23 protein-coding genes are annotated in these 23,192 nt (G+C 38.8%); 7 read left to right on the top strand and 16 right to left on the bottom strand.

Going from position 1 to position 23,192, the window contains the following annotated elements; genetic code table 11:
* Positions 1-261: 261 nt before the first annotated feature.
* The 15 genes from AWM68_RS13980 to AWM68_RS13910 form a co-directional block, all read right to left on the bottom strand.
* Complete coding sequence (locus tag AWM68_RS13980; protein WP_066242941.1) at positions 262-657, bottom strand: VOC family protein; 396 nt, start codon at positions 655-657, stop codon at positions 262-264.
* Between the two features lie 133 nt (positions 658-790).
* On the bottom strand, positions 791-2,029 hold the full coding sequence (sstT, locus tag AWM68_RS13975; protein ID WP_066242938.1) for a serine/threonine transporter SstT: 1,239 nt from the start codon (positions 2,027-2,029) through the stop codon (positions 791-793).
* Positions 2,030-2,287: 258 nt separating this feature from the next.
* Positions 2,288-3,955, bottom strand: a complete 1,668-nt coding sequence (locus AWM68_RS13970) for a M4 family metallopeptidase (protein WP_066242934.1) — start codon at positions 3,953-3,955, stop codon at positions 2,288-2,290.
* 316 nt (positions 3,956-4,271) lie between these two features.
* On the bottom strand, positions 4,272-5,000 hold the full coding sequence (locus AWM68_RS13965) for a DUF421 domain-containing protein (protein WP_066242929.1): 729 nt from the start codon (positions 4,998-5,000) through the stop codon (positions 4,272-4,274).
* A gap of 161 nt (positions 5,001-5,161) precedes the next feature.
* The gene (locus AWM68_RS13960; protein WP_066242924.1) at positions 5,162-6,124 is read right to left on the bottom strand and encodes a tRNA dihydrouridine synthase; all 963 of its coding nucleotides are present in this window, start codon (positions 6,122-6,124) and stop codon (positions 5,162-5,164) included.
* 228 nt (positions 6,125-6,352) lie between these two features.
* Positions 6,353-7,021: a Type 1 glutamine amidotransferase-like domain-containing protein gene (locus AWM68_RS13955; RefSeq protein ID WP_066242921.1), complete on the bottom strand. Its 669-nt coding sequence runs from the start codon at positions 7,019-7,021 to the stop codon at positions 6,353-6,355.
* A gap of 169 nt (positions 7,022-7,190) precedes the next feature.
* Complete coding sequence (locus AWM68_RS13950) at positions 7,191-8,096, bottom strand: hypothetical protein (RefSeq protein WP_066243363.1); 906 nt, start codon at positions 8,094-8,096, stop codon at positions 7,191-7,193.
* Positions 8,097-8,162: 66 nt separating this feature from the next.
* Entirely contained in the window at positions 8,163-9,386 is a 1,224-nt protein-coding gene (locus AWM68_RS13945) for an MBOAT family O-acyltransferase (protein WP_066243361.1), read from the bottom strand.
* A gap of 351 nt (positions 9,387-9,737) precedes the next feature.
* Positions 9,738-11,132, bottom strand: coding sequence for an AMP-binding protein (locus tag AWM68_RS13940; RefSeq protein ID WP_066242918.1), 1,395 nt, complete (start codon positions 11,130-11,132; stop codon positions 9,738-9,740).
* Entirely contained in the window at positions 11,125-11,376 is a 252-nt protein-coding gene (locus AWM68_RS13935) for an acyl carrier protein (RefSeq protein ID WP_231868432.1), read from the bottom strand. The genes AWM68_RS13940 and AWM68_RS13935 overlap by 8 nt, the downstream gene beginning before the upstream one ends.
* 434 nt (positions 11,377-11,810) lie before the next feature.
* Complete coding sequence (locus tag AWM68_RS13930) at positions 11,811-12,008, bottom strand: hypothetical protein (RefSeq protein ID WP_066242916.1); 198 nt, start codon at positions 12,006-12,008, stop codon at positions 11,811-11,813.
* Between the two features lie 16 nt (positions 12,009-12,024).
* A complete protein-coding gene (rlmD, locus tag AWM68_RS13925; RefSeq protein WP_419865589.1) occupies positions 12,025-13,413 on the bottom strand; it encodes a 23S rRNA (uracil(1939)-C(5))-methyltransferase RlmD in 1,389 nt (462 codons plus the stop codon).
* Positions 13,414-13,530: 117 nt separating this feature from the next.
* Positions 13,531-14,856, bottom strand: coding sequence for a S8 family serine peptidase (locus AWM68_RS13920; protein WP_066242914.1), 1,326 nt, complete (start codon positions 14,854-14,856; stop codon positions 13,531-13,533).
* Between the two features lie 106 nt (positions 14,857-14,962).
* Positions 14,963-15,592, bottom strand: a complete 630-nt coding sequence (locus tag AWM68_RS13915; RefSeq protein WP_066242911.1) for a class I SAM-dependent methyltransferase — start codon at positions 15,590-15,592, stop codon at positions 14,963-14,965.
* A gap of 68 nt (positions 15,593-15,660) precedes the next feature.
* Positions 15,661-16,569, bottom strand: a complete 909-nt coding sequence (locus AWM68_RS13910; protein WP_066242909.1) for a diacylglycerol kinase — start codon at positions 16,567-16,569, stop codon at positions 15,661-15,663.
* Between the two features lie 274 nt (positions 16,570-16,843).
* Here AWM68_RS13910 and AWM68_RS13905 point away from each other — a divergent pair, with 274 nt between their 5' ends.
* The 7 genes from AWM68_RS13905 (at position 16,844) to AWM68_RS13875 (ending at position 22,314) form a co-directional block, all read left to right on the top strand.
* Positions 16,844-17,335, top strand: a complete 492-nt coding sequence (locus tag AWM68_RS13905) for a GNAT family N-acetyltransferase (protein ID WP_066242906.1) — start codon at positions 16,844-16,846, stop codon at positions 17,333-17,335.
* A 57-nt stretch (positions 17,336-17,392) separates the two neighbouring features.
* Positions 17,393-17,599: a hypothetical protein gene (locus tag AWM68_RS13900; RefSeq protein ID WP_066242904.1), complete on the top strand. Its 207-nt coding sequence runs from the start codon at positions 17,393-17,395 to the stop codon at positions 17,597-17,599.
* A gap of 76 nt (positions 17,600-17,675) precedes the next feature.
* Entirely contained in the window at positions 17,676-18,476 is an 801-nt protein-coding gene (locus AWM68_RS13895) for a CPBP family intramembrane glutamic endopeptidase (protein WP_066242900.1), read from the top strand.
* A 159-nt stretch (positions 18,477-18,635) separates the two neighbouring features.
* Positions 18,636-19,457 (top strand): ABC transporter permease subunit, encoded by an 822-nt coding sequence (locus tag AWM68_RS13890; RefSeq protein ID WP_066242898.1) that lies wholly within the window; start codon positions 18,636-18,638, stop codon positions 19,455-19,457.
* Positions 19,454-20,389: a hypothetical protein gene (locus tag AWM68_RS13885; RefSeq protein ID WP_066242895.1), complete on the top strand. Its 936-nt coding sequence runs from the start codon at positions 19,454-19,456 to the stop codon at positions 20,387-20,389. Before AWM68_RS13890 ends, AWM68_RS13885 begins: the two co-directional genes overlap by 4 nt.
* A gap of 16 nt (positions 20,390-20,405) precedes the next feature.
* Complete coding sequence (locus AWM68_RS13880) at positions 20,406-21,389, top strand: ABC transporter ATP-binding protein (protein WP_066242892.1); 984 nt, start codon at positions 20,406-20,408, stop codon at positions 21,387-21,389.
* On the top strand, positions 21,382-22,314 hold the full coding sequence (locus tag AWM68_RS13875) for an ABC transporter ATP-binding protein (RefSeq protein WP_197468178.1): 933 nt from the start codon (positions 21,382-21,384) through the stop codon (positions 22,312-22,314). The genes AWM68_RS13880 and AWM68_RS13875 overlap by 8 nt, the downstream gene beginning before the upstream one ends.
* 315 nt (positions 22,315-22,629) lie before the next feature.
* Here AWM68_RS13875 and AWM68_RS13870 read toward each other — a convergent pair whose 3' ends face one another.
* A complete protein-coding gene (locus AWM68_RS13870; RefSeq protein ID WP_066242887.1) occupies positions 22,630-23,130 on the bottom strand; it encodes a hypothetical protein in 501 nt (166 codons plus the stop codon).
* Positions 23,131-23,192: the final 62 nt, after the last annotated feature.

Genomic DNA, 23,192 nt, shown 5'->3' with positions numbered 1-23,192 from the left:
GAAGATTTTATAGCAGAAAAAATTTTATGTGAGAGGGAAAAGTACTCCTGAAAAGAACATTTTTATATAAATGTGTGTTTGAGGAAAATGGACAAATTTATATTCACATTAAATCAAATAATTTCACGTTAATTGCAATAATTTCACATTAATTATGATAATTTCACATTAATCTCAATAATTTCACGTTAGCCTATTTTCGCTTATAAACAAGAAAAGACAGCACACACTTTATTGGTGCTGCCTTTATCTCTTATTCCATTATTTCGCATTTTCATCAGGCTGATGAATTCCGAAAACATTGCCTTCTGTGTCTATGTAATAGCCTTGCCATGCCATTCCTGGGAGTGCGTACTTTGGCATCGCTATCTTGCCGCCTTGTTCCAGAATTTTTGCTTCTGTTTCATCATAACTTGCAACACCCATCGTACAAGCATATCCGTTTAATGCTTGATTGGGTTCAGGCGGCGGGCTTTGCCTTTTCATTAAAGCACCATTTATGCCCATTTCCTTTTCGTCTCCTGTTACGGCACCGTAATAAGGCATTCCCGCGTATTCACTCCAATCTTGAAAAGACCAGCCAAATACTTCTCCATAAAACGTCATTGCCCGTTCCATATCATCCACATGAATTTCAAAATGAACTAATCTACCCATCCTGTGACCTCCTATTTTTAAGAGACTTTTATTCATATAAGCATTCTATGGACATGTTCACAAATCCTTTATAGAGAATGCAAAAAGCACCACCAACGCTACTAGCATTGGGGTGCTATTTTATTTTTAAAATTTATGCTGCTTTATTCAACTTTACTGTTTTTCCCTCTTTACGCCACTCTTTATGTTGAGCTGCTGCTGTAAACAGTACATCTGTTGAAGAGTTTAGTGCTGTTTCAAAAGAATCTTGCAGCACACCGATAATAAAGCCTACTCCAACAACTTGCATCGCAACATCACCTGGGATTCCGAATAAGCTGCATGCCAATGGAATCAATAGCAGTGATCCACCGGCAACTCCTGATGCCCCACATGCACATATAGCAGATAACAAACTAAGAAGAAGTGCAGTAGGAAGGTCCACTTGTATGCCTAATGTATGAACAGCTGCAAGCGTTAATACGGAAATAGTAACCGCTGCACCAGCCATATTGATCGTAGCACCTAATGGAATGGCTACTGAATAACTATCCTTGTTCAATCCAAGGTTTTCGCACAACTTCATATTAACTGGAATATTTGAAGCTGAACTGCGTGTGAAGAAGGCTGTAATACCACTTTCCTTCAGACACTTAAAAACTAGCGGATATGGATTTTGTCTTGCAGCTAAGAACACGATCAATGGATTCACAACCAACGCAATAAAAACCATACAACCAATCAATACAGCAAGCAATTTTCCATAACTTAATAAAGAACTGATACCATTTGCCGTAATGGATTCAAATACTAACCCCATGATTCCAAAAGGAGCAAATTTGATAACCCATGTAACGATTTTAGAAACTGCATCTGAAACATTGGCAATCATCGTTTTCGTTGTATCTTGTGCATTTTTTAGTGCGAGACCTAAAAGTACTGCCCACGCCAAGATGCCAATATAGTTGGCGTTAACAATAGCGTTAACAGGATTATCAACGATGTTCATGAGCAATGTTTTAAGAACCTCGACAACACCGCCTGGTGGCGTTACCCCCTCTGCTCCTTTACCGAGCGTTAATTCTACAGGAAAAATAAAACTTGCAAGAACAGCTGTTAATCCAGCTAAAAACGTTCCTAATAAGTATAAAATAATAATTGATTTCATATTCGTTTGTTGACCTGGTTTATGCTGTGCGATTGCAGACATAACCAAGAACAATACAAGCACAGGTGCGATAGCCTTTAGTGCACCTACAAATAAAGTTCCAAAAATAACAACAGGTTTTGCTGCTTGAGGAATTGTTAGAGCGAGTATAATACCAACAATTAACCCGATTACGATTTGTTTTACAAGACTTAGCTGATTCCACTGCTTCAGTACACGTTTCATAGATGTCATCACCGATCCTAGTTAGAATGATAAACCCGTTGTTCATTGAAGTCTTTCTGAAAAAGACACTTGTACTCCTAATGCATACTCGTATTATAATGACTTTTACTTCTTATTACAATTCATTTTCATAAAGTTTAATTAATATGAATGTTCTGTTAATTTAATAGAGTCAAACTTCTAAGATTAGTGGCTTTACAAGCAAAACGAAAAACACCTCAAGAAAAAATATTCCCTGAGGTGCATTGATGTTCATTTTTAGTGAATTCCAACCGCATCGAATCCAGCGTTAACCGCAGCTTCTTCCACACTGCCTGCTCCGTACAAATCAGTTGCAGATTGTACGATGGCTTGTCTCGCTTCACTAAAATTGGAATTCGAAGTTAAATATACAGATAGCGCACGATAGAAGATCTTCCCTAGTTTTTCTCTTCCAATTTCTTGACCGATCAAATATGCAGCATGGTTTGTAATAGAAGAGTTAACATGAACACCACCATTATCAACCGAAAGTGGCATGTTGTAATATTGATCCATATGGGCTGGATAGACGCCGCTTCCGTAAGCTGCTCGTTGTGGATTACTTACGACAACACTGTTCGGATCACTTAAGCTTCGAAGCCTTGTTACACCACTCTCTTTTGCAGCCGGTGCCATGATGTCCTCACCCATTTCCCAATCACTATCATCAACAAGCGCACCAAAAATATCAGCGAATGACTCATTTAATGCTCCAGATTGATTACGATAGGCTAAATTGGCCGTGTGAGAGATGACACCATGCGTCATTTCATGTGCTGCAACGTCAAGACCCGCTGATAAAGAAATGAAAAATTGGCCATCTCCATCCCCGTAAGTCATCCAGCGTCCATTCCAGAATGCATTGTTATAATTGTTTCCAAAGTGTACATATGAGTTAATTGCCATTCCCTTGCCATCTAGAGAATTACGTCCATGCTCATTAAGAAAATAGTCGTATACCTTTTCAGAATTATAATGAGCATCAACAGCTGCACGATCATAATCGCTAATAAACGCAGCTGAATTCCCGGTATAAAGTGTATCGTTTCTTGTATCTCCATCATTTTTGGAATCATAGGTAAAGATTCCTTCAATTTTCTCATGCGAATAGTCTGCTAATGCAAACTTAGTTCCAGCATTATCTTCCTTCACTCGAGTGATATGTAATTCCCTATGGTCACCATGCACACCTTTCCCTGAGCCCTTTTGGGTTTTGACCTCATCCGCGTGCATTAAGCCATTGTATTTATCTATTACTTTGCCGGAGTTTGCATCTACATACACAAACCAGTTTCCGGGCTCATCACCCATGAAGTTAACATTTACTTTATAAGCAGTATGATTTTTCTGTTCAAAAGGATAGATGACAAGCTCAGCAGTTGGCTCATATGTCAGTTCCTCAGGTGCATTTACAGAGGTAAGAGCTGCTTGAAGTGCCGCATCACTGGTTACAGTTGTACGTGCAGCCAGGTTATCATTAATAAGCGATTGGTTTGTTCTTCCGTTCACAGATACAATTTCATCATTTTTATTAAAATGTACAATCACTTCTGATCCTTCTACAGGTACTCCATTGACCGCCTGGGTAAAACGGACATGAGTCATCCCTAATTCATCTTTTTGTACATTTTTTACTTTTAAATGTTGATCCGGATTTTGAATACCGGTTTTCTCTTGATTTTTCTTCAAATAAGCTATTGCATTGGCAGAACTGCTAGAAGAAAACTTCTCTGCATTGCGCTCCTTTACAAATAAAGGAACACTTGCTTTTTCATTCCATTCTTTTAAAGACTGAACGCTACTAACCTCAATTGAATTAACAGGCTGGGCAAAAACATTAACGGGAATAGAACCTACCAACAACGCTGACGATAAAATCACAGGAGCAATAAGCCTTTTCTTCACAATTTGTTACCTCCTATTAATTGGATAGTTTTCATTATAAAGAATACCTAGTCTATTTAAATGAATAATATGAATTATTTTAATTTTTAAAAAACAATAAATTAAATGATGAGTGATACACGTTTTAGGTAGAATATACCAATTAAAAAATCATGTTGGTATAATGGCACAATTACTAAATCTCATAAAAAAAGAGAGAAAACAGGTTTGTATGACCCGTTTTCTCCCTCTTGTTCTTCAAAATTTAAAGACATTTTTGCTTTAAAAGATTTTGCATGACAAACGAACTAGATGAAAGATCTATATTTGGTTTCTATTAATGTTTTATGGGGAGTAAGCTTTCCGTGTCCTCCATATCATTTTTCAAAGATACATGTAATTCATTTTTGTCATTTACTGAAGCAAAGAATATTGTCTTAATATCGATAATGTTTATGGTTGCTAGCTGATCCTTAAGCCAGGATTCACTTAAATTCAGCTTTTTTAGAACATCCACATAAATCTTACCCTCGATAATTATAGGAAAGGAGATGTTTGCAGACTTTTTAACTAAATTCATATCCTCCAATGTGACAGTTGCTTTAGTTTCCTTTTTCAAGATAGATATTCTTCCATTGGCTTCAATAATCCCTAAATGGACATCGGCTATATCAAATACATCCTTTTCTCTCAGCATTTGCAGCACGTTATCTAGAGAATATCTTAATTTTTTGAGGTTTTTAACAATCAGCTTGCCATCTTGAATCACTATAGTAGGTTCGAATGTGATAAGGTGCCCTAGCTTACGCTGCCTAATAATTAACTTCGAAACAATGATCTGAAATAGTCCAATAAGTACAATCGCTGCAGCCGTATGTATATGTGGTATGTCTGGGTCTGCAATATCAGCTCCAACTACTGCTCCAAGTATAATAATGACTAAAAAATCAAAAACCGGCAGTTCTCCGATTGACCGCTTCCCCATAAATAATGCGACTAGCAGCATTAAAGGGATAATGGTTAAAATTCTGCCTGTCACCAGTAACAATTCTTTAATTAATTCCATGCTCAATCAACTCCACGATGCTTATACGTACTTTGTTTAAGTATTCTCAAACAAGTTGGAATTATGATTGATTTATAACCAGTTCAACTGTGTAAAGCTAAGCAAAAACCCCCTAAACTAAAAAGTTTGGGGGGTAATTCAATATTTACTGGCCTATGAAATCAAACTTCCTTTACAAATTGATCTAGCAACGCACGTACTTCATCCGTTGATTTCGTGCTCATTAATTGATTTCGCAGTTCGGCAGCTCCAGGGAATCCCTTAACATAGATTTTGAAAAAACGATGAAGACCTGTAATCGAACGCGGCACTTCTTCCGCATATTGATCCTGAAGATCAAGCTGGAGTCTTAAAAGATCAAGGTATTCTTGACTGCTGTGCTCTCTAGGCTCTTTTTCAAAAGCAAAAGGATTTTTGAAAATCCCCCGGCCAATCATTACACCATCAATGCCGTATTTTTCAGCCAGCTCTAGCCCGACTTGACGATCTGGGATGTCTCCGTTGATTGTTAAGAGGGTGTTTGGTGCAATACGGTCACGTAATTTTTTGATTTCGGGGATAAGCTCCCAATGCGCATCTACTAGGCTCATTTCCTCTCTTGTACGTAAATGAATAGAAAGGTTCGCAATATCCTGCTTTAAAATATGCGTAAGCCAGTCCTCCCACTCATTTACCTCCTTAAAGCCAAGCCGTGTTTTTACACTGACAGGAAGTCCTCCTGCTTTTGCAGCTTGAATCAGTTCTGCCGCTACTTCCGGGCGCAGAATAAGACCGCTTCCTTTTCCTCTTTGTGCGACATTCGGCACAGGGCAGCCCATATTGATATCAATGCCTTTAAATCCCATCTCCTTCATACCAATACTCATTTGGCGGAAATATTCGGGATTATCTCCCCAAATATGTGCGACCATTGGCTGTTCATCCTCTGTGAACTTCAAACGGCCGCGGACACTTTTCAAGCCCTCTGGATGACAATAGCTATCTGAGTTTATAAACTCTGTGAAAAACACATCCGGCCTGCCTGCTTCACTTACGACATGACGGAAAACAACATCTGTCACATCTTCCATAGGTGCAAGTACAAAAAATGGACGCGGTAAATCACGCCAAAAATTATCTATCATTTAAGCTCAAATCCTCTCACTATGATGCCACTTTCAAAATTACGGTAAAAAAATATTCTTTTACACTTATATCATGATTGATAACTCAATATCAATCACTGCACATTTATAATTTATGGAAAATGATCAATAAACAAAAAGCCTCTTCCCCAAGGAATAAGGCTCTTACAGTTATGACAGTACCATTTTGGCAGAAATTTAATAGTTGAACAAATGAAAAGAGTCATTTCAATGCGTAAACAGTTTCCAATTCCCTTCGGATATCACTTCGACCTCTCCATCAATCACTTTGATGGCAGTTTCATCATCAACGGCATAGGCTGGTCCATTCATCCCTGCAGCCCAACGCTCTGCGTTTTCCATGGTGTTATCCGGCAGCATCTCGTGATCAAGATGCGGAAACATTGCAAAATCAACAAATCCAAGTGTTTTATCCTCACCGTCGGGCGGAGACCAACCAACGAAGATTTCCCCTATGCTCGGTGCCATCACCATACTCCCTGCACTCATTCCCACATACACTGCAGAAAGAGATGGCAATAGGTCTGCTAGCCCGCACTGCCGCATCCAATAATTCAGGTAAAGAGCGTCGCCGCCAGACACCAACAGAACGTCCGTTTCCTGTACGAGCGGCACCCAACGATCCTTGTCAATGCTTGGGAGCGCTGTGAGCTCTAGCACGCCTACTGACTTCCAGCCTAGATTAACCATGGGATTCTGTTCTTTTCCACTGATGAAGTCCCAAACTTTCTTGCCCGGTCCGACCCAAGGATGCCCGTACATCGCAGTAGGTATGCAAAGAGCGTTGCACTCATCAATCGGCTTGTCTAACATATCAACCAGCGCGTTATGTATGCTTTTGTTAATAACGCCTCCTGATGTGAGCAGTAATTTCATAATGTAACTCCTCCTTGCTTTTACAATATTGTATGTATTCTGCAAGGGCAGTCGTCTTCCTCCAACTACTAACAAATACGCGAAAACGAACATAATAAGCAAAAATCCCCCAAACTATAAGTCTGAGGGAATCAACTATTATTGAATGCTTTCATTTACGATTAACTTATCATAGATAGCCCATTCTCTTCAGTTCCTCGTATACGATCCAAGAGAACTTTTTTCTTCCCTCACTGTTTAAATGATCGGGATCAATAAAATATTCTTTTTTGTCCACGAATCTTTGATCACTCATATAATTTAATAATGGAACATCTAAATTAAGGGCTTCTATATGCTGAAAAACAAGTCTATTCATTACGTTTTCATCAAAATAATCTAAGTAAGACTGATGTACTGGCTCTATGGTCAGTACTACTTTGTAGCCTTTTTCGCTGCATAGATCTACAATTTCTCTTAACTGCTTTACATTTGGTTCAATGCTATTGTTTTCTTCGGCTTCTCGGTACTGGTCCTCTATTTTCATATACTTTCTACCCGAATAATTTTTACCGTTATTTGCCCAGGGTTGATGGGAATCCCACCTTAAGTTTTTTAATTTACCCGCGACCGCAGAGGTTAGACTCCCCGTATTTGTCCCGGGTAGGTACAAGTAACTGTAATAATCAATTAAATGAAACGGTTCAATATCACTACGGTCTAAAACTTTATAATAATTTCCGATGTTTTTAGCCTCAGAGTTGGCGAAAGTCATTTGAGAGATGGAAACGAGTACTACACCACCCGGTTTAAGATGCTCGCCATACTCTTTCAACAATTTATAATCGTATTGAATGGTCTGAGAAGGAAGCGCTAAGTCCAGATGGGACAGACCAGTAGGCTTAAAATAATAACCATACATGGAATGAGATGCACCTAAATTGATGATATCAACAGGATATGGATGTTTTTTAAATGCCAGTATCTCATGGTCGATATTGTAATCATATGAATCCTTAACAAATTTATTTACTGGCATAAATAGCAGGATTACAACACCGATGATAATTGTTAACTTGATGAATAATCGTCCCATAGCAAATCCTTTCAACACCGTGTTTCTTTTACCATACCTAAACTTCACATGGAATTTGAGTCCGCATCAAAAACCACCATAAACAAATCCATTACCTGAAATACCGAATACAAGGACTGAAAAAATGAGAAAAATATAAAATGCCAATCTAGTGTATATGGTGTGCTTTGATAAAAATGCCCATGTTGAACCATTGTTTCTTTCGATATACTGGAACATTTGAAAGATAATAAAGTAAAAAATGAAAAGTAGTAAATCTAATAACGGAAAAATTTCAAAAGCGTTAATCATTCCCACCGGGCTCCAGGAGCTGATGCTTAAGAAAAGTTTTGCATAATCAAATGCTTGTGCTACGGAATCCGACCGAAAAAAAACTCTGGAAAAGCAAACTAGCAGGAAGGTTGTTGCGATTTTCAACCACGTATGGAGCACTGGGCTTCTATCCAGTCGAATAAACGAAGCAATGCTTTCACGATAAGATTTCGTTGCATCTCCAAACACGCGATAAAACCCATGAATGAGACCCCATATAACAAAAGTCCAAGCGGCTCCGTGCCATATTCCGCTTACTAAAAAAGTAATCACAATGGCGAAATAAATTTCACTTCTCTTCTTTTTCCTCTTACATAACGGGAAAAAAATATAGTCCCTAAGCCATGTTGAGAGCGTTATATGCCACCTACTCCAAAAATCTGAAATCGAAACGGCAAAGTGCGGCTGCTTAAAGTTTTCTGTCAATTTTATTCCCAGCATTCTTGCACTACCGATGGCAATGTCACTACATGCTGAAAAATCAGCGAACAATTGTATCGAGAATAAAATTGTAGCTAGTACGATTTCTGAACCAGTCGGGTTAGGACTATCGTAAACACTTGAAACGATTGGAGCTAATCGATCTGCAATTAATGTCTTTTTAAAAAAACCCCATGCGATCCGCTTCATCCCATAGACTAAATTTTCATAGTTTAAACGCTGTTCGACTTTCAATTGTGGTATTAATTTTTTGGCACGTTCAATTGGTCCAGCGACCAACTGTGGAAAAAATGCAAAATATACCGAAAAATAACCGTAATGTCTTTCAGCTTTTTGCTTTCCATAGTAAATATCCACAAGATAACTTACAGCCTGAAATGTATAAAATGAAATGGCTAATGGCAGAACAATGTCCTGGTAAGGTATGGCATAGCCCCTATCCATGAATGTTGCCAACGACCGAAGCGATTCATTTACAAAGTTAAAATATTTAAACCAACCGAGAAAAAACAACAATACGGAAATACCAACGATCATGGCTTTTTTCTTCTGTTTTTTGGTCTCCTGTTTTTCAATTAGAATTCCAGTAAAATAAGTAAAAGCTGTGCTTGTAAAGAGTAATAGTATAAATTGAAAACTTAAACTAGCGTAAAAAACGTAACTCGCAGCCAATAAAAGAACCCATCTCAATCGATGGGGGATTAAATAATTCAAGTAAACGATTATTGCGAGAAATAGAAGAAACTCAATTGATATAAAAGACATCCAATCACCTGATCATAAATCAACATATAGTTTTTTTGAAAACTCGAACGAACTTGAAATCATGCACAAGTTGTCAGCATGCAGTAAACCGTACAACGTGTTGAACAACACTAAAGAACTAAATTAGCCATGTTTAGGAAGGCTTGAATAGAGGATTTTTCCGAAATGATTACGTGGAATTTCCTCAATTCTCATAATCTTAAAGCCCTTTAAGTTTAATTTTTCCTTGACTATTTTTTTTATCTGAACATAATCATCTCTTAATGTGTAGATATACATATGGTCATCCGTTCCAGCACAGATACAATCGTGGCCATGCTCAAGTAAAAACGCTTCTACATCATCAAGACTGATACGGTTTCCATAAACTTTAATCATTCTTTTGATGCGCCCCGATATAAAGAAATACCCATCCTCATCAAAGTAGGCCATATCTCCTGTACGCAAAACCCCGTTATTCTCATCTTTTTTCGAAAGATCGAATAACGACTCAGCATACCCTAAGGAAACATTCGGCCCTTGGTATATCAATTCGCCTGTCAAATGAGGTGCTGTAATTTTGTTTCCTTTGTCATCTTGAAGGATCAGCTCTCCACCTGGAATAGCGATACCAATACTTCCCGCTTTCTCAAGATTTTTTTCATATGGTAAATAGGTCATCCGCGCTGTCGCCTCAGTTTGACCGTACATTGAAAAAAACTGAATCCCTTTCTGATTACACACATTAGCAAATTTGCGGGATAGCGTTTCGCTCAATTTCCCACCTGCCTGAGTTAGTTTTTTTAAACTTGGAAGAAGAAGCTCTTCAAACTTCAGCCTGTCCAGCATCTCATACACAAAAGGAACTCCACCAAAAGTTGTGACTTGCTGTTCCTTACACAAATTCCAAAACTCCTTACTCATGACAGATGCGCCCGTTACAACGATGGTGGCTCCACATATGAAATGACTGTTAATAATAGAAAGCCCGTAAGAGTAATTCATTGGTAGTGTGGTGATCGGTTTATCATTTTCATGGATATCAAGGTACTTTGCTATTGATTTAGCGTTTTCAAAAATATTTTCATAGCTTAAACGAACAAACTTGGGGCTCCCCGTACTTCCAGAGGTTGTTAAGAGGAGGGCAAGATGTTCATGAAGATTATGTTGGAAATAGTTCGGACATTTAAACAAGGTGTAATCTCCATATACAAATGAACGATCCATTGTCTTTAAAAGATCTTGATTATCACTATTCGCCCAGATGTATGCTGGCTTATAAAGGTTAATCAGTCTGCGTAACCGATCCATATGAATGGATGCATCTAAGAGCACAGGAACTACGCCACCTCGAATAAAGCCCACGTAGCCAAATAAAGACTCTTTATTATTTGAGCACAAACAAAAAACGAGCGTTCTTTCACCCACATTACCGCAGATCCCATCAGATATTTCTACCATTTCAGAGTAAGAATATTCTCGGTCAGCATATACTGCGGTGCGGTTCCCAAACTGCTCCATTTTTTTGAAGCTATTCATTACTGAAGTCCACTCCCAAACGTTTCAATAGCTCAATTCCCGACTGATAAGTATTGAATTCAGTCATCCATTCTGAATCTAATGAGACATCAAATACATCCTCAATTTCACAAATGAGCCCCATATGTGCAATTGAATCCCATTCTGCCGTTTCACCTAATACTACATTCTCAACTACATCATCTTCCTCTAGTTCCAACACATTAATAAAGGCATTTCTATATTTTTCGATATTTCTCATCATATACACCCTTTCCATAATGACTGTCTCTGCTTGGGGAAGAAACAATACTATATATCTATCAATTCTCTTATTATCATTTTCTGTCAAAGAACCGAACTTCATCTTGAGTTCTTATGTAGTCAAAAAAGCACTCTCGCTTGCAGAAAACTTTTTTAATATTATTTGATTTTCATTGAGACACAACTATTAAAATCTCTTATTGATAATAATTATCATTCCCAACCATGATTCTAGCATATCGCCTTTTGAAAAACAATAACTGGCAAACTGTTAAAATTCGGTATCCGACCTTCAAAATCACCTTTCTCATCACCAATTACATTCTCAGTAAATTGAACAACCTCTCAGTAAAAACTCCACTAAGGATATATAAAAACGCAGAAAATAAAAAAATAAAGTGAGCCCTCATGAAGGCTCACTTACTGTTATGATCACTACTCATTTTCAATCAATCTTGCCACGTCTTGTCCGCACTGCTTACACTTCCCCTTCAAAACAATGCCTAAATTATCGTCCTCAACCGTAAAATTTTTAATCTCTACGGCATCCTTGCAATTCGAACAGTAAACATTACTTTTAAGCAGGCTTCTTGTTTCTTTAGGAATAGAAAGCCATTTTTTATTTGCATCCATATAACCACAACCACTGTCATTTTTTATGATTATTAAGCTCAAGCAATGCGACAGTTTCAACATGTGTTGTCTGCGGAAACATATCGACCGGCTGTACTTTATGTGTTTTGAATCCGCCATCTTCTAATACGCGCAGATCCCGTGCTAGTGTTGATGGGTTGCAGCTCACATAGACAACACGCTTCGGCTTCATCTCGATAATGGTTTTTAATAACTCCTCATCGCACCCTTTTCGCGGTGGATCGACGACGATTACATCTGGCGTGATGCCTTGTTTCTTCCACTCAGGAATTACATCTTCTGATTTTCCAACAGCAAATTCAGCGTTTGTAATGTTGTTCAGCTCCGCGTTTCGTCGCGCATCTTCTATTGCTTCCGGAACGATTTCAACACCATACACTTTCTTTGCTTGCTGAGCGAGGAAAAGTGAGATCGTTCCAATTCCGCAATACGCATCAATGACTGTTTCGTCTCCATTCAGCTCAGCGTACTGTAACGCTTGATCATACAGCACTTTTGTTTGGTCCGGATTGATTTGATAAAATGAGCGAGCTGAAATGGCAAACTTGATGTCACCGATAAAGTCATAAATGTACTCAGCTCCCCAGAGTACTCTTGTTTCTTCACCAAAAATCACATTCGTGCGTTTTGAGTTGACGTTCTGCACAATGGATTTTATTTCAGGAAGTGCGTGGCAAATCTCTTCAATAATCTTTTTACGCTGCGGCAAATCTTTTCCATTTGTTACGAGAACAATCATTAAATCGCCTGTCGTTTTTCCATATCGCGAGATAATATGACGCAGGATGCCTTTATGTTTTTCTTCGTTATACGCCGTTATATTGTACTTGTTTACGATTTCTTTTACCGCTTGAACGGCATCATCGTTCGTATCGCCTGTAATGATGCAGCTATCCATCTCTACGATCTCATGGCTTCTCTTTTGATAAAATCCTGTGATGAGTCGTCCGTTGCGTTCGCCAACAGGTACTTGCGCTTTGTTGCGATAGCGCCAAGGCTCGTCACCCATTCCAAGAGTTGGCAGAACGGGTACCCCTTCTAGTTTTCCAATTCGTGTGAGCACATCTTCTACTTGCTTGCGTTTGTATTCTAACTGTCCTTCGTATGATAAGTGCTGCAGCTGACAGCCTCCACACCATTTATAGATCGGGCAAGGCGGGTCAACGCGTTCAGGGCTTTCTTCAATGAGTTCTTCCAAACGTCCAAAACCAAATCCTTTTTTCACTCCAACAACCTTAATTTTCGCCCGCTCACCAGGAAGTGTATTTGGCACAAACAAAGTAAACCCATTTACACGAGCTACACCGGCTCCCTCATGGGTTAAATCTACAATATCTACTTCATAGCTCTCATTTTTATGAACAGGCAAATCAGCCTTTGTCATTTTCATCGTCCCTTTTTGTCCATTATGCTTTTCTGATTGTAGCATAACTGCTAGTGGACACCAAATGGCAATAAGCAAAAAGAACAGACCCTAGAGAATAGGTCTGTTCTTGTTTTTTTAGTTACTTGCAGCTTTTACCGCTTCATACGCATTTACGTAACCTGCTCCGACTTCATGAAGCTTGTATCCTGCCATCGGATCCGCCGTTGATTCCAGCACTTGCAGTACTTGATCTGGCGTGATCGTTGGATTCGCCTCAATCATTAATGCCGCAACTCCTGATATGTGCGGAGTTGCCATACTCGTTCCGCTTGCAGTCGTGTAGCTCAACAAATGTTCAGGTGCGATATAATCTTTGTCTTTAACTGTTCCAAGACTGTTCATGACAAGACCTGTTTTTGATTTTGTTGAAACGATGTCTACACCTGGAGCTGTAATATCCGGATGAAGCAGGTTATCGCCTTCTACCCCGCGAGATGAAAAGTCTGCTAACTGCTTATCTTTCGTACCTGCAGCAACAGAGATAACCCAAGGTGCTGCTGAGTATGGATTTAATGTGTTATCGTCTGGTCCTTCGTTACCTGCGGCAAATGTTACGACCATTCCAGCATCATGTGCAGCTTTACTTGCAATGTTGATTGGATCTTTTTCGGAATAGTCCCCTGTTGTTCCCCAGCTGTTTGAAATAACATTGATTCCGTATTTTTCATGATTTTCTAAAACATAGTTGAACGCTTCAAGTGCCCAGAAGACATTAATTCCTTCACCAGTACCGAGTCCAACGAGCTTTGCGTCTGGTGCAATCCCTTTATATAACCCTTCACTCGCGGTCCCAAGTCCTGCAATGGTACCTGCAACATGTGTGCCATGACCTGATGAAGTATCTGTGTTTTGAACATTTTCAACATACAATGGCTCATTTGAGAACAGGTCTCCTGCTAGGAACTTCACGTTTTGTATAACTTTTTCTTCGCCAAAAGGAAGATCAGCATGTGTTGCATCAATACCACTGTCAATTACAGCAACTTTTGTGCCTTTACCTGTGTAACCCAACTCTTCCCATACTCGTTCTGCACCAATTAACTTTCTGCTGTCTTTCATCAAGAAGTTTAAATCTTTATTATAGTAGACCGATTTAGCATTTAAGCTGGTTGATAAAAGAGAAGTTAGCTCCAGCTTCGTTCCTTTTACAGCAACCATAGGCAGTTTGCTGAACGTTTTTGTTTCAAGTCCAAGATTTTTTAATGCTAATACATCACCAGAGCTTGGGAGCGTATCGTACGTAACAACCGCTTCAACAAGCGCGTTAGATGTAAGATCGCCTAGTACTTTAGTAAGCTCTTTATCTACCTCTAAACCAGCAACGGCTTTAGCATTATGCTGCGGCAAGAAAAATGCAGCGGCAAGCATTACCGTTAAACACAACGACAGAATTTTTTTCATGACTTCAAACCCCTCCGCTTCCTAAATTATGAATTGTTTTAATTTTCTAACATAATAAAGGAAGAGACAATCCTCCAAAGGGATAAAATCAGTTACTGTTAAAGGACTATACCGATATATCATTGGTTGTATACGCTTCACGCGCCACTATAATCGTATACAACCCAGATACCGTCTGATATTGTTTTTGAATTTCAATAGGCAAGTTGCTTTTTATCACATCAAAATCACGGTTAATGTCTGTACCAATCGCTGATGTAATAACGTTTAACGCCCTTCTTATTAGATTTGGCTTCACATTGGATTCTACGAATTTATCAAAGATTAATAGGGTTCCTCCAGGCTCTAAATACTTCAAGCTTCTCTCTAGTACTTTTTCAGGATGCTCAACAACACTTAAAATTAAGTTCAAGACGATGACATTAAACTTTTGGTTAGGAAAATCCATCGTTTCTGCATTCATCTTCATCAAATTTATGTCCTGGTTTCCTTTTTTCGTTTTGGCTATTCTTAGCATATCTGGAGAAAGGTCAATGCCTGTAATGGAGGCAAGGGGTGGAAGATATGGAAAATCCTCTCCTGTTCCGACCCCTACTAAAAGAATCGAGTCTCTTCTTTTACTATCAATTTCTGAAAAGGCTTGCTGTCGTGCTTTTCGAAAAATCTGGTTTCCCATAAACATGTCATAAAGTGGTGCGAGCATTTTGTATTTAGTAATGTTTGTACGGTTCTTCACCTGTATTCCCCCATAAAAAAAGAACACCTTCAGCTTTTCTTTGCCTTAGGTGTTCGTTCTTGTTGTGTTTATTCTGGTTTAATTCTTTCTTTTGGCACTAATAATTCAAAGTGATGGTGCAGATTTTCAAACTCACCAGGCAAGATGCCGCCTAGTTCTCCATCTAAGTTGATCTGCATCTTTTCGCGAGGCGTTACTTTAACTCTCTTCGCTTTTTTATAGATTACGTGATCATCGTGAATGTGTTCACCCCGTATTGCAAGAGAAGCAATACGAACAAACTCAGCCAAGTTTGTTTTCTTTAAGATGATCACATCGAAAAGGCCATCATGAAACTCTGATGTTGGTGCAAGCTTTTCAAAACCACCAACAGAATTTGTGTTTGCTACTAAGAACAGCATAATCTCCCCTTCGTATTTCTCGTGATCATCAAATTCAATATCTACATAAGTTGGACGGATTGATGGTAGCATCTCAATGCCTTTTAAGAAATAAGCCAGTTGTCCAATCATTGTTTTTAGCTTGCTGGGAACTTCATAAGTAAGTTCTGTAATTCGTCCGCCACCCGCGATATTAATAAAGAACTTCTCATTTACTTTACCGATATCAACCGGCATATGGACGCCTCCGCACAGAACGTCACATGCGCCTTCAATCGTACGTGGTACACCTACTGCACGCGCAAAGTCATTTGTTGTACCCGCCGGAATAATCCCTAGCATCGGACGTTTTTCAAGACCTGCCAGTCCATTTACCACTTCATAGATCGTGCCGTCTCCACCAGCTGCAATGACGAGGTCAAATCCTCTTTCTCCCGCTAAGCGTGCCGCACGTGTAGCGCATCCATCTTCTGGAGTTGTTGCATGACATGATGTTTCATAGCCTGCATTCTCTAGTCTATCGAGTATATAGGGAAGCTGTTTTTTAACCGTTTCTCTTCCGGAACTTGGATTATATATCAGTCTAGCTCGTTTCATATCTTTCACCTTCGTTATTTGACTTCTCTAAGACTTCTCTTAAACGTTTTAACCTAAATTCATTTTCTGTATAACCACAAAAAACAGCCCGTACTTGGACTGCTTCTCCCGATTCCTCTTATATTATAGTAATACGTGTCTTAAATTGCAAAGAAGGAATATGCCAGTATGTGTTAAAATTGTGTCTAAATTGTAGGGGGTCTGTCCCGGGGACAGACCCCTAAAAGGATTTTCGCCTCACAATAGGGAACTTTCTATTTAAGGAGAGTGTACGATGGAAAAAACCACGTTAGAAATTTCGCTATCAACCCCAGATGATTACGCGGGCCTAGTTGAAATCGATCATCTTGTTTGGAATGAACAGACAACACCTGCTCCAGATATCCGATGGGATTCACCTCAGGATTACGGGCGGCAGTTCCCTGCAGGCAGTCAAATTGTTGCACGCTGCAACGGAAAAGTGTGCGGTTATATCTTTTATAAAGATGTATTTCCCATCCCGTCTAACCTGCATGTAGCAGATGTTGCGATGGCCGTTCATCCTGATTTTCATGGACAGAACATTGGAACAGAGCTTATGCTGGCTGTTGAAAAATCAGCAAAAGATAAGGGTAAATCAAAGCTGTCGCTGCGGGTGTTATCAACGAATGAAAAGGCCATACGCTTTTACAAAAAATGCGGCTATTTGGAGCAAGGACGACTTGTTGGAGAATTTTATTTGAATGGTCAGTTTGTAGATGATTTGTTGCTTTATAAGCATATCTAGCTTTTACCTTCATACGATTACAACAGTACTTTAAACTTTTTTCAGGAGGTATTGTTTATGATTTGGCTTTATCTTTTCGCTCCCATTGGAGCTGTTCTTTTTATAGCCGCTTTTGTTCATTGGAGAACGAAACAGCGCTACAAAAGATATAACCTGAACTATGAAGCAGAGCAGAATCTGAGCGAAAATAACAAGATTAATAATGCGGCTGCCTGGAACGCTTCACAGCAAAATCACCATTCTGGAGGCAGCGGAGGTTTGTAAAAGATGGGATCTCATTATCCTGTCTTTTTTCAAGCTTAAAAAAGAAAGACAGTAGCAAATATGGAGGATGCAACAGATGAAGCATTTTAAAATTGCCTTATTTCTCGGTTTATTGGGTTTACTTGCAGGAGCTTTTGTAGTTCCTTTTCAGCTGGAATCGCTAAAAAATGCACTAACAGCTGCTGAATATGCAAAAATAATAGACACCATTCCTTTTCCAATGCCAGTTATGATTAGCGTAGCTGCTCTACAAATCGGATTTTTAAGTTTTATTTTAAGCTGGATCGGTCTAAAACTAACAGAACGTACTGATCTGGCACTGCCCCTTTTGCACTCATGGCTTATTGAGAAAAAGAAACCTGTTATCAACAAGTCTGCTTTAAAACTCGCTCTTATAGGAGGTGCAAGTGGATCTCTATTTTTGGTGATAACTGACCTTTTTCTATTTCAACCTCACATGCCAAAGCTTGGAAATGGTGAAGGTGCCGTATGGTGGAAAGCCACACTTGCAGGAGTATTGTATGGAGGTATTGTTGAAGAAGTTCTGATGCGACTCTTCTTAATGACCCTTATTGTATGGCTACTGGCCATCCTATTTAAAAAATCTAGAGAAACCATTCCTACCTTTTTTTACTGGATTGGAATTATAGTAGCAGCCCTTCTTTTTTCAGCAGGACACCTTCCAGCTACAGAGGCTTTATTTGGAGAGCTCAATAACATAATCATAACCCGTGCTTTCATCTTAAATGGTGTACTCGCTGTTTTCTTTGGATATCTTTTTTGGAAGAAAGGTCTGGAATATGCGATGATCGCGCATATGATGCTGCATGTGGCAACACAACTAGCCTTGCTGCCGTTAATTAAGCTAATTTCATAAATTTTGCAAATACTGGATCAGATCCAGTATTTTTTTTGAAGAATTTAAGGTGGGTTATCCGTCAAATTAAATAAAGATGTTTTTTAGGAGGAGTTATTTCAAATAAATGTCAATTAGTTTGCAATTATTTCAAACATCCTTTAAGAATTGAGGTACATTATGAATTTTTCATTGGGGAGTTATTTAAAAAGACTTAGGTCTATTATAATTGGGATCTTAATAATTAGCATACTGCCCGCTCTTTTATTTGGAACCAATACTCAGGTTGAACAAAACGTTTGGGAATACTCAATTAAAAACCTTAAATACCCGCTTTTTCCTGACGTATTTGAAAAATATCAATATTCCATGACTATTTTCTTCGCTGCTTTATTTACTGGCTTAGCGGTCGCCCTAATTCTTACTTTTCTTACAACACTTCTGCCAAGATTCCTTCAACGCGTTACATATGGCTTATTAACATTCTTGGAATCACTGCCTGATCTATTTATTGTAGTCGTCCTGCAGTTTACCGTTATTTACATTTATCAATCTACTGGAGTTCTAGTAGCTAATATTTCAAACGTTTATAACAATCCAATCTATCTCTTGCCTATCCTTACTCTTTCCATATTGCCTGCGATTCAGTTGTTTAAGATCGCTTTGCTGCTGATGAAGGATGAACAGCATAAACCTTACGTAACAGTAGGGAGAGCGATGGGTCTTAGCCGTTTTTACATTACAATCGTACACGTTTTTAGAAACATCCTTACGAGTCTTGTCCAGTATTACAAAACAATTTTTGTATTTATGCTTTCTAATCTCTTTATTGTAGAATATGTGTTTAATTTGAATGGAATTATGAATGTGTTACTGAATACGAAGGGTGTGGCCTTTATGGTAACCGCACTCATGATCGCAATCCCTTTCTCTCTTCTATTTGAAATTGCGGAAAGCAATACCATCAAGCTAAATAAACAAGAAGAGGAGGAAGCCGCATGATTATCAAACTATTAAAGCAGCCTCAGGCTATAATAGGGTTTCTTTTTATTACTGGCTTACTGGTTTTTAGTTTTTATTGGCCCAGCTTGCTGGATGTTGATAAGACAGAATCACTTAAACTTCAGGATTTTTTATATGACGATGAAGGAAGAATAATAGATGCTCCTCCCTATTCTCCCTCACAAGTTCCCCCTTTAGGGTCGGATATGTTTGGGAAGCATATTTTTTATCAGGCAATCGATGGAGCAAAGTATACCATTCTGATCGCACTGGGAATCGCTTTGTTTAGAATTCTGTTTTCTGTAGGCATCACTCTGCTCAATCCTAGATCCAGCTTTTCGTTCTTAAACGATATTGTTCAAGCAACACTTTATCTCCCAACTGCTATTTTAGCCTATATCTTAATGAATTCATTAATAATGAAGCAGTCAATGGAGCCAATGAGTACGATTAAACTAATCATGCTTCAGTGCCTCATTTTAATTGGTGTCGGTGTACCACCTTTAATCTCTACATTCTCACGTGAAATTAGAGCCATTTTAAACAAAGATTACATTACAAACACATTCGCATTAGGCTCAAAGAAAGTTTATGTGTATCACAAACACGTATTGCCTGAACTTTCCACAAAACTAGTACTCTTATTTGCTCAGCAAGTCGTACAGACATTAATCCTTATGGCCCACCTCGGTGTTCTTGCCATATTTATTGGAGGTTCGGCGATCGTCGTTTTGGGAGATATTTTCTCTCCTATGCCAGTAGCCATTCCATTAGCAGGTGAGTGGGCGGGTATTATTGGAATGAATTTTGCAAAAATAAAAGCTGCTCCTTGGGCAATTCTAACTCCTCTAACTTTCTTTGCTTTGTTAATTTTTGCATTAAATTTAATCATACAAGGAATCCAGAACTGTCTAGAAACACACAAGTCATAAAGTGAGGTGAATGATTATGGATCAGCATATTTTACAGATTAAGAATTTAAGAGTTTCTTTTAATAAAAGTAAGCAAAAGACCACAGCTGTTAATGATGTAAGTCTTCAAATTGAAGTAGGACAGACAGTGGCTCTAATCGGTGAATCGGGTTCAGGAAAAAGTATAACTTCTCTTTCCGTCCTGCAGCTCCTCCCTTCAAATGGCCAGGTAGAGAAGGGCTCTATCACCTTTAATGGAAAAGAACTTCTCAAGATGCCTGAAAAAGAGATGCTTGAAATCAGAGGCAATGAGATCTCCATGATATTTCAGGACGCCATAGCGTCTCTAAATCCTAGCATGAAAGTTGGGGTACAGATTACAGAAGGACTTAAATATCATAAGTTAGTTCCAAAAGAAGAACTTAAAACTGAGGCACTTCAATTGCTGGAACAGGTCGGTTTTAAAAATCCAGCACAAGTTTATAACCAATACCCTGATCAGCTTTCTGGCGGGATGAAACAGCGTATCTTGATCGCGATGGCTATTTCATGCAAACCAAAACTTCTTATCGCTGACGAACCGACTACTGCCCTGGATGTTACCATTCAGAGACAGGTACTCGATTTAATCGATTATTATAAAACTGATTTAAATGCCTCTGTTCTGCTGATCACCCACGATTTTGGTGTAGTTGCGGAATATGCTGACTGGGTATATGTAATGTTAGGCGGTCATATAGTAGAGTCGGCAGATGTATATACGATCTTTAAAAATCCCGTACACCCTTATACAAAAGCTTTGATCGGAAGCATCCCTAATCCCGAGAACGGACAGGAACGATTGAAGAGTATTCAAGATTATACATTTGAAGATACGAGCTATAACGGAAAAAAATTCGCCCCTGCAACGTATACGTATGATAGCAGTTCTTTTGATGCACCCTCTTCATTAGTTGAAGTAGAACCGATGCATTATGTCCGGTTTTATGATGTAGAAAGGAAGGTGGTTGCAATTGGATAATCTACTTGTAAGAGCTCAGAATTTATCAAAATATTTTTCCGACAGCACTAGCGTTCATAAAGCAGTTGATGGTGTCTCACTAAACATTCATCGCGGAGAAACGCTTGGCGTCGTTGGGGAATCAGGATCAGGAAAAACAACGCTTGGACGTACCATCATGCGTTTATATAAACCAGAACACGGACAGATCTGGTTTGATGGTAAAGAAATAACGAATTTAAATGACAGAAAGCTCAGACCATACAGAAGAGAAATTCAAATGATATTTCAAAATCCATATGAATCTTTAAGTCCGCGTTTAACTGTTGGAGAAATTCTTGAAGAACCATTATATATTCAAAAAATAGGGACAAAAAAAGAGCGGATGGATAAAGCACTGAGTATGCTTGAGAAAGTAGGACTGCCTCGGAACTCTTATCAAAGAAAGATTCACGAGTTTTCCGGTGGTCAGCGCCAAAGGATTGGGATTGCGCGTGCGTTGATTTTAGAACCAAAGTTTGTAATAGCAGATGAACCCGTTTCGGCACTCGATGTTTCCGTTCAAGCTCAAGTTTTGAATCTATTAAAAGATCTGCAGGCCGAACTGAATCTAACATGTCTATTTATCTCGCATGACTTAAGCGTTGTTCATTACATGAGTGACCGTGTTGCAGTTATGTATCTAGGGCATTTAATAGAATTAGCTCCAAAAGAAGAGTTGTATCGCAACCCGATACACCCTTATACAAAGTCACTGTTGTCTTCCATACCCGTTCCAGACCCAGAACGGCGCAATCCATATCGCGAGCCGATCGTCTTGCCTGATAAGCCGCTCTATCCACCTCAGTTGGTCCACGTCGGGAACGAGCATTATGTATCTGCGAATATGATCAATATTAAAGATTTTGAGATTGAAAATACTAAAAAACAAGTAAGCTATATTTAAGCGAAAGACTGGCTGATGGCTAGTCTTTTCTTTTTGTTCGTTTTTACGGTACGTGTTCTTTTTTCGATTACACGTTCGCTCAGTTAGGGACTTGTTTCGCTCAGTTAAGCTCTCGTTTCGCTCAGTTAAGTATCCGTTTCGCTCAGTTAGCTCTCGTTTCGCTCAGTTAAGCTCGACTTTCGCTCAAATACAAACAAGCTACACCCTCCACAGCTAGATTCACGCCTACTTATACCCACAAACTAAGAAAAAGGCGCAGAATAACATAAAAAAAACGGTGCTGTTGATCAGAACCGCTTCATTTTTCATTTATATTCACCTATTTTTTCTTAAAATAACAAACATACTTACTCCCATTGCCCCTGTCGTAAAAATAATTCCAAAAATGAATCCAATCCACGCCATGAACATGTCGTCTCCTGGATAGGCTGGCTCAAGGTTCAAATAATACCAAGTCATCCATCCAATGAAGAAGAGAAAGAACGAATTTCCGATACATACCATCTTCACCTTATCTTTAAACGACCCATTCCACATTTCATTAAAAACAAGCCATGTGATTAAGCTTAATGGTATGCACAGCAGCAACCCAAAAGTTGAACCATATGGCAAGAAAAACAGAATAACAAATGCAAGAGCAAAGAGAGCTGCGTTTGCAGAGAATAAGAATCCACCGGCTATCCAATAATTATTGCTTAAGGTGCTTCTTTGAAATTTACCGCTAATGTTCGTTACAAAACTCACAGAAGCAAACTCTCTTTGTTTCGTAAGCAGTATGATGGTAAAAACAATTCCAGCTAACAAGATGATCGTCATATTAAATCCACCCACTTTTTTACAATTATTACAACTTATATTATCATGAAAAGTGAGATTAA

Source organism: Fictibacillus phosphorivorans (assembly GCF_001619875.1).
GTDB classification, from domain to species: domain Bacteria; phylum Bacillota; class Bacilli; order Bacillales; family Fictibacillaceae; genus Fictibacillus; species Fictibacillus phosphorivorans_B.
This window is presented reverse-complemented; position numbering and strand designations above follow the sequence as displayed.

Excerpts from the sequence above, each read along its gene's own strand:
- AWM68_RS13980 (WP_066242941.1), bottom strand. The coding sequence starts at position 657 with ATGGGTAGATTAGTTCATTTTGAAATTCATGTGGATGATATGGAACGG.
- sstT (WP_066242938.1), bottom strand. The coding sequence starts at position 2,029 with ATGAAACGTGTACTGAAGCAGTGGAATCAGCTAAGTCTTGTAAAACAA.
- AWM68_RS13965 (WP_066242929.1), bottom strand. The coding sequence starts at position 5,000 with ATGGAATTAATTAAAGAATTGTTACTGGTGACAGGCAGAATTTTAACC.
- AWM68_RS13960 (WP_066242924.1), bottom strand. The coding sequence starts at position 6,124 with ATGATAGATAATTTTTGGCGTGATTTACCGCGTCCATTTTTTGTACTT.
- AWM68_RS13955 (WP_066242921.1), bottom strand. The coding sequence starts at position 7,021 with ATGAAATTACTGCTCACATCAGGAGGCGTTATTAACAAAAGCATACAT.
- AWM68_RS13950 (WP_066243363.1), bottom strand. The coding sequence starts at position 8,096 with ATGGGACGATTATTCATCAAGTTAACAATTATCATCGGTGTTGTAATC.
- AWM68_RS13945 (WP_066243361.1), bottom strand. The coding sequence starts at position 9,386 with ATGATCGTTGGTATTTCCGTATTGTTGTTTTTTCTCGGTTGGTTTAAA.
- AWM68_RS13940 (WP_066242918.1), bottom strand. The coding sequence starts at position 11,132 with ATGAATAGCTTCAAAAAAATGGAGCAGTTTGGGAACCGCACCGCAGTA.
- AWM68_RS13935 (WP_231868432.1), bottom strand. The coding sequence starts at position 11,376 with ATGATGAGAAATATCGAAAAATATAGAAATGCCTTTATTAATGTGTTG.
- AWM68_RS13930 (WP_066242916.1), bottom strand. The coding sequence starts at position 12,008 with ATGGATGCAAATAAAAAATGGCTTTCTATTCCTAAAGAAACAAGAAGC.
- rlmD (WP_419865589.1), bottom strand. The coding sequence starts at position 13,413 with ATGACAAAGGCTGATTTGCCTGTTCATAAAAATGAGAGCTATGAAGTA.
- AWM68_RS13920 (WP_066242914.1), bottom strand. The coding sequence starts at position 14,856 with ATGAAAAAAATTCTGTCGTTGTGTTTAACGGTAATGCTTGCCGCTGCA.
- AWM68_RS13910 (WP_066242909.1), bottom strand. The coding sequence starts at position 16,569 with ATGAAACGAGCTAGACTGATATATAATCCAAGTTCCGGAAGAGAAACG.
- AWM68_RS13905 (WP_066242906.1), top strand. The coding sequence starts at position 16,844 with ATGGAAAAAACCACGTTAGAAATTTCGCTATCAACCCCAGATGATTAC.
- AWM68_RS13900 (WP_066242904.1), top strand. The coding sequence starts at position 17,393 with ATGATTTGGCTTTATCTTTTCGCTCCCATTGGAGCTGTTCTTTTTATA.
- AWM68_RS13895 (WP_066242900.1), top strand. The coding sequence starts at position 17,676 with ATGAAGCATTTTAAAATTGCCTTATTTCTCGGTTTATTGGGTTTACTT.
- AWM68_RS13890 (WP_066242898.1), top strand. The coding sequence starts at position 18,636 with ATGAATTTTTCATTGGGGAGTTATTTAAAAAGACTTAGGTCTATTATA.
- AWM68_RS13885 (WP_066242895.1), top strand. The coding sequence starts at position 19,454 with ATGATTATCAAACTATTAAAGCAGCCTCAGGCTATAATAGGGTTTCTT.
- AWM68_RS13880 (WP_066242892.1), top strand. The coding sequence starts at position 20,406 with ATGGATCAGCATATTTTACAGATTAAGAATTTAAGAGTTTCTTTTAAT.
- AWM68_RS13870 (WP_066242887.1), bottom strand. The coding sequence starts at position 23,130 with ATGACGATCATCTTGTTAGCTGGAATTGTTTTTACCATCATACTGCTT.